Origin of the sequence: Dokdonia ponticola, assembly GCF_042653865.1 — a bacterium.
Taxonomy (GTDB): Bacteria; Bacteroidota; Bacteroidia; order Flavobacteriales; family Flavobacteriaceae; genus Dokdonia; species Dokdonia ponticola.
Map to the genome: position 1 here is coordinate 1 of NZ_JBHSFV010000043.1, position 1,166 is coordinate 1,166.

The window sequence follows — 1,166 nt, forward strand, 5'->3', positions numbered from 1 at the left end:
GTGTTTTGTGGCGCTACTAAGAATCCAGCATCATCCGCTAGGGTTGCTAAATTCACCTCTCCTGTGGTATCATCTCCATCAAACTCCTCACAGAAGGTATAATCAAACGGAGTATCTTGTGCTACAATCGGTAATGGATTCACCACCACATCAAAAGGCACAATCACAAAACAAGCTTCGCCATTGACAATACTTACCGTACTCTCCACACGTGCATAGAGGGTTTGTCCTCCTGGTGTGGTATTGGTATATAAAATCTCTCCACCCCCACCTGTGGTCGTTACAATATTAGCAGGGTCAAATGGGGTTTCTTCCGCCAAGGTTAAATCATCAAAAATACTGATGTTTACAGTCTCCCCTCCAGCAATGGTAGCTACGGTAGCCGTAAGATCAAACTCCACAATTCCATTAGCATCATCGCCATCAAGATCATCATCACAAAGTGCAACAGCAGCAGGAGTCACTGGACTTGGAAGCGGTAATACTTCAATATCAAAAAGCCCTTGGGTAGAACACTCTGGAAGATCAAAAGGAGCAACCACAATATGAATTGTCTGTGGATTAGTCACATTGGTATATGCCTGTGGGGTGGTGATAGGTGTATCACTCACTAGATCTGCCAGTGAGGCATAATACGTCACATCAACCAGATCATCTCCGCCTGTGATTTCAGCTTCTAAAACCGTTAAATCAAACACGACCGTTCCCAACGGATCATCATCATCATTACATACCATCAGGTTTAAATCCACTCCATTTGGATTAATCACTGGTGGTGGTACCACCTCAATATCAAACTCAATAAAGGAAGGACAGGTATTAGGTGTCCCATCATCAGTCTCTACACGCACAAAAATCGTCTCTGTGGTATTAGCCACCTGGTTCACATACATATCTGGGGTGACAATAGCCGCTGTACCATCCATCGCATCCATCGCGGTGTTGTGGTAAGTCACTGTAAAATCATCTGGATCTAAAGGAGGAGTAATATCTGCTAAAATAGCCCCTTCTTGCGAGATCAAATTAAAACTAGCAAAACCATCAGCATCAGCATCACACGCTCGTAAATCCTCAATTTCTAATGGAAGATCAGGCTTCGGGAAGACCAAAAGTTCAAAACTGTAGAGCTTGAAACATCCTGTAATGGTATTTTCTGCGACAAAGAA

General features: G+C 43.4%; 1 pseudogene. It reads right to left on the minus strand.

The features are described 5' to 3' along the window. A pseudogene (locus ACFO3O_RS22525) lies at positions 1-1,166 on the minus strand (T9SS type B sorting domain-containing protein); the annotation flags it as partial.